11 protein-coding genes are annotated in these 7,723 nt (G+C 73.5%); 6 read left to right on the forward strand and 5 right to left on the reverse strand.

From position 1 onward, the window contains the following. Positions 1-305 (forward strand): universal stress protein (locus tag ACVNF4_RS29355; protein WP_461805911.1); only part of this gene is annotated, 305 nt, incomplete at its 5' end. 57 nt (positions 306-362) lie between these two features. On the opposite strand, the gene ACVNF4_RS29360 is transcribed toward ACVNF4_RS29355, so the two are convergent. Beyond that, positions 363-551: a hypothetical protein gene (locus ACVNF4_RS29360; RefSeq protein WP_461805912.1), complete on the reverse strand. Its 189-nt coding sequence runs from the start codon at positions 549-551 to the stop codon at positions 363-365. Between the two features lie 206 nt (positions 552-757). On the opposite strand from ACVNF4_RS29360, the gene ACVNF4_RS29365 reads away from it, so the two are divergent. Further along, positions 758-1,372 carry a CBS domain-containing protein gene (locus ACVNF4_RS29365; protein WP_461805913.1) on the forward strand — a complete coding sequence of 205 codons (615 nt, stop codon included), beginning with the start codon at positions 758-760 and terminating at the stop codon, positions 1,370-1,372. A 69-nt stretch (positions 1,373-1,441) separates the two neighbouring features. Here the strand turns inward: ACVNF4_RS29365 and ACVNF4_RS29370 are convergent, their stop codons facing one another. Together ACVNF4_RS29370 and ACVNF4_RS29375 are read right to left on the reverse strand one after the other, a co-directional pair. Continuing rightward, the gene (locus tag ACVNF4_RS29370) at positions 1,442-1,864 is read right to left on the reverse strand and encodes an Hsp20/alpha crystallin family protein (protein WP_461805914.1); all 423 of its coding nucleotides are present in this window, start codon (positions 1,862-1,864) and stop codon (positions 1,442-1,444) included. A 102-nt stretch (positions 1,865-1,966) separates the two neighbouring features. Beyond that, positions 1,967-3,658 carry a sensor histidine kinase gene (locus ACVNF4_RS29375; protein WP_461805915.1) on the reverse strand — a complete coding sequence of 564 codons (1,692 nt, stop codon included), beginning with the start codon at positions 3,656-3,658 and terminating at the stop codon, positions 1,967-1,969. Positions 3,659-3,856: 198 nt separating this feature from the next. Between ACVNF4_RS29375 and ACVNF4_RS29380 the strand changes: the two genes are divergently transcribed. Next, complete coding sequence (locus tag ACVNF4_RS29380) at positions 3,857-4,201, forward strand: hypothetical protein (RefSeq protein WP_461805916.1); 345 nt, start codon at positions 3,857-3,859, stop codon at positions 4,199-4,201. Positions 4,202-4,341: 140 nt separating this feature from the next. Continuing rightward, positions 4,342-4,785, forward strand: a complete 444-nt coding sequence (locus ACVNF4_RS29385) for a pyridoxamine 5'-phosphate oxidase family protein (RefSeq protein WP_461805917.1) — start codon at positions 4,342-4,344, stop codon at positions 4,783-4,785. Here ACVNF4_RS29385 and ACVNF4_RS29390 read toward each other — a convergent pair whose 3' ends face one another. After that, positions 4,786-5,568: a universal stress protein gene (locus ACVNF4_RS29390; RefSeq protein WP_461805918.1), complete on the reverse strand. Its 783-nt coding sequence runs from the start codon at positions 5,566-5,568 to the stop codon at positions 4,786-4,788. Positions 5,569-5,668: 100 nt separating this feature from the next. Next, positions 5,669-6,736: a zinc-dependent alcohol dehydrogenase family protein gene (locus tag ACVNF4_RS29395; protein ID WP_461805919.1), complete on the reverse strand. Its 1,068-nt coding sequence runs from the start codon at positions 6,734-6,736 to the stop codon at positions 5,669-5,671. Between the two features lie 172 nt (positions 6,737-6,908). On the opposite strand from ACVNF4_RS29395, the gene ACVNF4_RS29400 reads away from it, so the two are divergent. Continuing rightward, positions 6,909-7,253, forward strand: coding sequence for an STAS domain-containing protein (locus ACVNF4_RS29400; protein ID WP_461805920.1), 345 nt, complete (start codon positions 6,909-6,911; stop codon positions 7,251-7,253). Between the two features lie 123 nt (positions 7,254-7,376). Next, positions 7,377-7,723, forward strand: a 347-nt coding sequence (locus ACVNF4_RS29405) for an Rv1733c family protein (RefSeq protein WP_461805921.1), incomplete at its 3' end; no start/stop codon positions are given.

Consider the following 7,723-nt stretch of genomic DNA (forward strand, 5'->3'; position numbering starts at 1 on the left):
GGCTCGCGCCCTACGCCTCCGTCGCCGCCTGCCCGGCGCCCGCGGAGCAGCGGGCGCGGGCCGCACAGGTGCTGGAGGAGAGCCTCGTCAAGACACTGGGCGAACGCGTCGACATCGCCGTCCGTCCCGTGCTCGTCGAGGGGGTGCCGGCCAAAGTCCTGCTGGAGCGGGCCCGGGAGGCGCTGCTGCTCGCCGTGGGGCGCTCCGCGCACGGCAGGGGAGAACTGCCCGCGGGAGGCCCGGTCGTACGGGAGTGCCTGCGGCACGCGCGGGTGCCGGTCGTGACGGTGCCCGCGCAGAGGTAGACACGACGGCCGGGGTGCCACCACCTGCGCGGTGGCGGCACCCCGGCCGTCGCCGTGTCAGCAGTGCGCGGGGGTCCGGGGCAGCCGGTGCGGGGTCTGCCGTGTGGCGGTGCCGTGCGTCCGGTGCCGCAGCAGCCGGACGGCGAGCGTGTCGAGTGCCGCGCCGAGGACGACCGTCACGGCGGTCGCCACCACGAGCAGCACCGTGAAGCGCTCCCAGAACTCCGGTGTGAGACTCGTGCCCACCTCTCTCGCCTCCTCGTCGGGGCCCTTCCCCTCACCCGCAGTCAACTCCCTCGCCGTATCCGGCACTTGGGGCGAACGGCCCGCCGGACGGCTCGCCCGCGCGGGGCCGGACGGCCCGTTGCGAGGACCGTGCGGATCGTGGCCCGCGTGGCCGTCCGCGCACACGCTGGAGTCGGAAGACCGGCAGCGCCAGTGGAGGAGGCACCGTGAGGACCAGCCTGTACACCGTGAGCGATGTGATGACGCGTGCCGTCGTCGCCGTCGGCAGGCGGACCGTGTTCAAGGAGGTCGTGGCGCTGATGGAGCGCCGGCAGGTCACCGCGGTCCCCGTCCTGGCGGGCGACGGCAGGGTGATCGGAGTCGTCTCCGAGGCCGACCTGCTCGCCAAGGAGGAGTTCCGGGACGGCGACCCGGACCGGACCGTGCGGCGGCAGCGCCTGGCGGACCTGGCGAAGGCCGGCGCGCTGACCGCCGGGGAACTGATGAGCACGCCGGCCGTGACCGTGCGCGCCGGGACGACGGTGCCCGAGGCCGCGCGCATCATGGCCCGCCGCCGGGTGCGGCGGCTGTTCGTCATCGACGCCGAGGGACTGCTCGAAGGCGTTGTCAGCCGTGGCGACCTGCTGAAGGTGTTCCTGCGTGCGGACGAGGAGATCGCCGCGCAGGTGCGGCACGTGATCGCGGACGACCGGACCGGGGTCGAGGTCGTCGACGGGATCGTCACCCTGACCGGCGGCGGGGGAGCGGAGGCCGAGCGGGCGGCGCGGAGTGTGGAGGGCGTCGTCGACGTCCGCCGGCGTCGCACGCCCACGGTGTCCTGAACGGAGACGCAAGTGCGCGGCCGGCAGGCTACCGGCCGCGCACTCGTGCGGTCACGACTGGCCCCTGCGTCAGCCGTTCCGCACCGGGATGGTCCGAGTGCCCGTCTTCTCCTCGGGGACCGGGACCGTGATGGTCAGGACACCGTCCTTGTACGCCGCGGTCGCCTCGTCGCCCTTCGCCCCCAGGGGCAGCCGGACGGAACGGGCGAACGTGCCGTAACGGAACTCGGTGCGGTGCCTCTCGGTGGTCTCCTCGGTACGCTCGGCCCGCAGGGTCAGCACGCCCTCGGAGACGGTGATCTCCACGTCCTTGCCGGGGTCGACGCCCGGCAGCTCGGCGCGCAGGACGTACTCGTCGTCCGTGAGGTGCTCCTCGACCCGGATGCCGTGCAGACCGGCGACGCCGTGCAGACCGGGCAGCCCGGACTCGACCCAGCCGAACAGGTCGGGCAGCACCGGCCAGCCGGGCAGCCGTTCGATCATGCCGCTCATGCGTTTCCTCCTCTCACTGTCCGTCAACTCAATGATGACGTCGGAGAGTTGGCGACGCAGGGAGCCGACCTTCCCTTTCCGGGGCCGATCGGCCCTGAGTCGTCAGGGGGCCGTCACCGGGACGCGCCACACGAGGGTCGTGCCGCCACCGTCCGGGCACTCCCACTCCAGGTGTCCGCCGAGTTCCCGGGCGCGTTCCCCCATGTTGCGCAGTCCGCTGCGCCGGCCTTCGGCGGGGATGCCGGTGCCGTCGTCGTGGACGGTGAGGGTCAACTGGCGTCCGTCGGTGGCGAGGACGACCTCGGTGCGGGTGGCGTGGGCGTGCCGGGCGACGTTGGTGAGGGCCTCGGAGAGGACGGCGACGACGTGGTCGGCGACCGGTTTGGGGACGTCGGTGTCGATGAGCCCCTCGGTGCGCAGGCTGGGTGCGAAGCCGAGGGCGGGGGCGGCTTCCCCGGCCACGCGGACGGCGCGGGCGCGCAGCCCGCTCCCGGAACCCCCGCCGCGCGCCTGCAACCCGAAGATGGTCGACCGGATGATCTTGATGGTCTCGTCGAGGTCGTCGACCGCCCGCAGCACCCGTTCGGACGCCTCCGAGTGCTCGATGAACCGGCCCGCGCTCTGGAGGGTCATGCCGGTCGCGAACAGCCGCTGGATCGCCAGGTCGTGGAGGTCGCGGGCGATCCGGTCGCGGTCCTTGAGGACGGCGATCTCCTCGGCGTCCCGGCGTCGTTCCGCCAGTTCCATCGCGATGGCGGCCTGCGCGGCGAAGGTCTGGAGGGGCTGAATCTCCTTGCCGGAGAACGCGACCCGCCCCGCCTCGCGGACCAGGAGGAGGACGCCGCGCACCCCGTCGTCGCCGGTGCCGACGGGCACGGCGACAGAAGGGCCGAGCGTGGGGGCGAGGGAGAGCGGTTCGTCGCTCGTGACGGCGGCTTTCCGGGTGAACGAGGTGGTGATGAGCCCTCCTTCGGCGGGCAGCACGAGTCCGCGCAGGTCCTGGGCCTCCTGGCCGAGGGCGAGTTCGACGGTGAAGGAGTCGGTGTCCTCCATGGGCATGGCGACGACGGCGAGCGCGGCGCCGGTGATGTCGCGGGCGCGTTCGGCGATCAGCCCGAGGACCTCCGCGCGTCCGTCGCCGGACATGAGCCGGTGCGTGATCTCCGTGTTCGCCCCCAGCCAGCGTTCGCGCAGCCGGGACTCGGCGTACAGGCGGGCGTTGTCGATCGCGACGCCTGCCGCGACGGCGAGGGTGGAGGTGACGGAGACGTCCTCCTCGTCGAACTGGGCGCCCCCGCGCTTCTCGGTGAGGTAGAGGTTGCCGAAGATCTGGTCGCGGACTCGGATGGGGACGCCGAGGAAGGTGTTCATCGGGGGGTGGTGGGCGGGGAAGCCGTAGGAGGAGGGGTGGTCGGAGAGTTTCTCCAGGCGCAGGGGTTCGGGGTGGCGGATCAGCTCGCCCAGGATGCCGTGGCCCTCCGGATAGGGGCCGATCTCCGCGATCTGCTCGTCGCTGACGCCGATGGTGTGGAAGGCGGACAGCCGCCTGCCGTCCGGGCCGATCACGCCGAGTGCCGCGTACTCGGCGTCCACCAGGACCGCCGCCGCCTCCACGATGCTGTACAGGGCTTGTTCCAGGTCGAGTTCGCGGCCGACCGAGAGGACGGCCTCCAGCAGACTGTGCACCCGGTCCCGGGTTCCGCGAGCCGCGTCGAGCCGGGCCTGCAACTCGTCCAGCAGTTCGTCCAGCCGCAACTGAGGCAGCCGTACCCGGGCCTCCTCGGGACTTCCCACCCGCACTCCTAGAGATCTCCACGACCAGGCCTGTCCAGTCAAAGGCCAAGGTAGCGGGGAGCGCTCCGGTTGGACACCGAGAACGGGCCAAGTCCCCGGCAGGGCCGGTCGGCCCCGGCGCAGGGACCGACAGCACCTGTCCCGCCCGCCGCCCCGGCACGACGCTGGGATCACAGTCGACCGGAAGGAAGTGAGCGCATGACCTCCCATGACGCCGTACGGGTGCGGGCCCAGGGTGAGGTGGACGAGGAGACGGTGGTCCGCCTTCTCGCGAAGGTCGGCGCGGCCTGCGACCGGCTCGGGCTTCCGGCCGCGGAGGGCACACTGACCGTGGTGAGGGCGGCGGCGCACCACGTCCGGCTGCCGTGGTCGGCCACGGTACGGCTCGTGGTGGGCGGCACGGTCGTGATCGCCCACGCGGAGGAGGCCACGGCGGGGGAACTGGCCGACCGGCTGGAGGACCGGGTGCTCGCACGGGCCGGACAGCGCGCACGGCACCGGACGGCGGCCCCGCCGCCGTGGCGCACGGACCGGCGGACATGAAGGGCCGACCGGCCCCCGAACCGGGACCATCGGCACCTGCGTACGGATCTTGCCGGAGAGACAGTGGAGACAGGAGCGGCACCCACCCTCGGGGTGCCGCTCCGTCCACACCCTCCGACCTCACCGACCCACGGGACCCCATGATCGACGACACGTCCCCCACGCCCGCGCGCAGAAGCGTCGAACTCGGTCACGCCGAGGCGCTCAGGCTGCTCGGCAGCGTGTCCCTGGGGCGTGTCGTCTTCACCCGGCAGGCGCTGCCGACGGTCCGCCCCGTCAACCACGTCCTGGTCGACGGCGCCCTGGTCATCCGCACCCACGAGCGGGCCGCCCTCACCCTGCACGCCGGACACGACGACGGCGCCGGGGTCGTCGTCGCCTACGAGGCCGACGACATCGACCCCTGGACCCACCTCGGCTGGAGCGTCGTCGTCACCGGCTACGCCCGCCTCGTCACCGACCCGCGTGAACTCGCCCGCTACGACGCGCTGTTGCGGCCCTGGGTGGACCGCACCATGGAACACGCGGTCCGTATCCAGCCGGCCCTGGTGACGGGGATCCGTCTCACCGCCGACAGCGCCTGATCACAGGTGCGGCACGACCGCCACCGGGGCGGCGGCGTGCCGCAGCACCGTGTGGGCCGCAGGGCCCAGCGCCCCCTCGCCGCGCCGCCCGACGACCACCAGGGACGCGCTGCCCGACACGTCCACCAGATGACTGCCGGCCTGTCCGATCACCTGCTCGCAGGACACCTCGACAGCCGGGAACCGGGCCCGCCACGGGGCGAGCACGGGGTGCGGCCCGTCCGGACCGGAACCTCGGTGGCCGTGCACGACACGGAGCCCCTCGGCGCGGCGGGCGGCGGCGAACGCGAACGCGAGGACGTCGTCGTCCGGAGCGTCGAGAGCCAGACCCACCACCACCTCGTACCCCAGGGCTCCGCTCGCGGACCGGACCACGACGACAGGACGCCGGGCCTGGGCGGTCACCGCCGACGCGACGGAGCCGAGCAGAAGACCCACCGCCCTGCCCGGCCCCCGGGAACCGAGCACCAGCATCTCCGCCTTCTCCGCCTCGCCGACCAGCGTCGGCACCGGTCTGCCGGGCAACTGCGCGGTGTCGACGCACAGCCCGGGACGGCTCTGGGTCAGCCGTGCGGCGGCCTCCCGCAGCATCGGCGTCCGGTGGTCGGCACCGGGAGCGGGGACCGGCTCGCCCGCGAACGGCACGTAGTCGTACGGGGGTTGGTCGCCCACGTGGACGAGACGGAGCGGAGCGCCGAACGCCAGGGCCTCGCGGGCGGCCCACACCGCGGCCGCGAGGCTTTCCGGCGAACCGTCGAGACCGACGGTGACGGGACGGGACACGGGGGCCTCCTTCGTGGCTGTCGCCCCACCCTGCTCCCGCGCCGCGACCGGCAGCAGGGGCCACAGGTCCCGGACCGGAGGCCGTCCGTCCCGTCCCCGCTCAGCCCACCCGGGCCGGCACGTCGTGCCGTTCCCCGCCGAGCACCACCTTGAGCGCGCCGGTGTCGCCGGCCCGGTCGAAGACGTCGTAGGCCCGCGCCGTCTCCGCGAGAGGGAAGGCGTGAGTGACCAGCCCGGCGGAGGGCAGGCGGCCGGCCGCCGCCAGGCGCAGCAGCGTCGGTGCCGACCAGGTGTCCACCAGGCCCGTGGTGATGGTGACGTTCTTGATCCACAGGTCTTCGAGGTGCAGGGCGGCGGGCCTGCCGTGCACGCCGACGTTGGCGACGTGCCCGCCGGGCCGCACCACACGGGTGCACAGCTCGAAGCTCTCCGGCACGCCGACCGCCTCGATCACGACGTCCGCGCCGAACCCGTCGGTGAGGTCGGCGATCAACTGCTCCGGTGCCTCACCGGCGTCGGCCACGGCGTCCGCGCCGCACCGCCGGGCCGCCTCCAGCCGGGCCGGGGAGAGGTCGACCGCCACGATCCGCTCGGGAGTCAGCAGCCGCGCCGTGGCGATCGCGGCGAGGCCGACGGGACCGCAGCCGACGACCGCGACCGTGTCGCCGGGCCGTACCCGGCCGTTGCGGACACCCACCTCGTACGCGGTGGGGAAGATGTCCGCGAACAGCACCGCGTCCTCGGAGGCGACCGACGCGGGCAGCGCGTGCACCGACAGGTCGGCGAACGGCACCCGCACGTACTCGGCCTGGGTGCCGTCGATCAGATGGCCGAGGACCCAGCCGCCCCCGCCCCGGCACTGGCCGTACATCCGTTCCCGGCAGGACGGGCAGCGCCCGCAGGAGCTGATGCACGACACCAGCACGCGGTCGCCGGGCCGTACGGTCCGGACATCGGGGCCCACCTCGACGATCTCCCCCACGGCCTCGTGCCCCAGGACCGTGCCGGGAGGCACCTCGGGGACGTCGCCCCTGAGGATGTGCAGATCCGTCCCGCAGATCGTGACGGCCTCCACCCGCACGACCGCGTCGGTGGGTTCCTTGACGACGGGGTCGGGGACGTCCTCCCAGGAGGACCGCCCCGGACCGTGGAAGACGAAGCCCTTCATGGCGTGTTCACCGTCCTTCACCGGACGCGGAACCGGACGGGCCCGGCCCGCAGCTCCAGCCTGGCGCTCCGGGCCCCGGACCCGCTTGGGCTGTTCGGTCCCTTTCGAACGGAGATCGCATGGTTCGAACGGCCCTTCCCGGCACCGGACCCGCTCCGCTTGGCTGACGGGCATGGACGACCAGCACATGACGTCCGCGACACTGCGGACGACGAGGACCGGTGACGGCACGACCGTCGTCATCCTGGGCGGTGAACTCGACCTTCTGGCGGTCATCGCTCTCGGGCCCACCCTGGACGAGCTGACCGCCGGACCGCACCCCGATCTGGTTTTCGACCTGCGGTCCGTCACGTTCGTCGACTGCAGCGGCCTCGGCCTGCTGTGCCGGGCCCGAGGCCGGGTAAGGGCCCGGCGCGGCAGGCTCCGGCTGACCGGCCCCGGCGCCGGACTCGTACGGCTGCTGCGGCACGCCGGGCTGGTGGGGGCGTTCGAACTGAGCCCGGAGCCGGTCGGGTGAGGGCTGAACGGCCCTGCGGCGGGGGCGAGTCGTCCCACCGAGGCACCTGACCGGCCCCTGCGCGGGCGAGCCGAGGACTGCCACCTTCGAAGTGTCGTCACGACCTGGAGGAGGTGCGGACCGATGCGTGGAACCTGGCGCACGACGAAACTGCTGTGGCGGTGGCGCGGCAACCCGCTGCGACGCCCCGACGACGTCACCGAGGCGTGGCTCGTGCTGATCGTGTGGCTGCTGATCGCGGTGGCCGGCACGGTCGTCGGCATGACGACGGCCCACGCCGCCGGTGAGGTTTTCGCGAGGCAACGGGAGGAGCGGCACCCCGTCCGCGCCGTCCTGCTCGACGATGTGCCCAAGAGCGTGGTCGGAACGGTGGAGGGCCGGCGTTCCGCGGCGGTCCGCTGGCCGGCGGCCGACGGCTCCACACGCACCGGCCGGGCTCTGGTCGACGCGGGGCAGCGGGCCGGGGCGAC

This window comes from Streptomyces sp. S6, from assembly GCF_054880855.1.

Coding starts and splice junctions, on each gene's coding strand:
- ACVNF4_RS29370 (WP_461805914.1), bottom strand. CDS start 1,864: ATGAGCGGCATGATCGAACGGCTGCCCGGCTGGCCGGTGCTGCCCGAC.
- ACVNF4_RS29380 (WP_461805916.1), top strand. CDS start 3,857: ATGACCTCCCATGACGCCGTACGGGTGCGGGCCCAGGGTGAGGTGGAC.
- ACVNF4_RS29385 (WP_461805917.1), top strand. CDS start 4,342: ATGATCGACGACACGTCCCCCACGCCCGCGCGCAGAAGCGTCGAACTC.
- ACVNF4_RS29395 (WP_461805919.1), bottom strand. CDS start 6,736: ATGAAGGGCTTCGTCTTCCACGGTCCGGGGCGGTCCTCCTGGGAGGAC.
- ACVNF4_RS29400 (WP_461805920.1), top strand. CDS start 6,909: ATGGACGACCAGCACATGACGTCCGCGACACTGCGGACGACGAGGACC.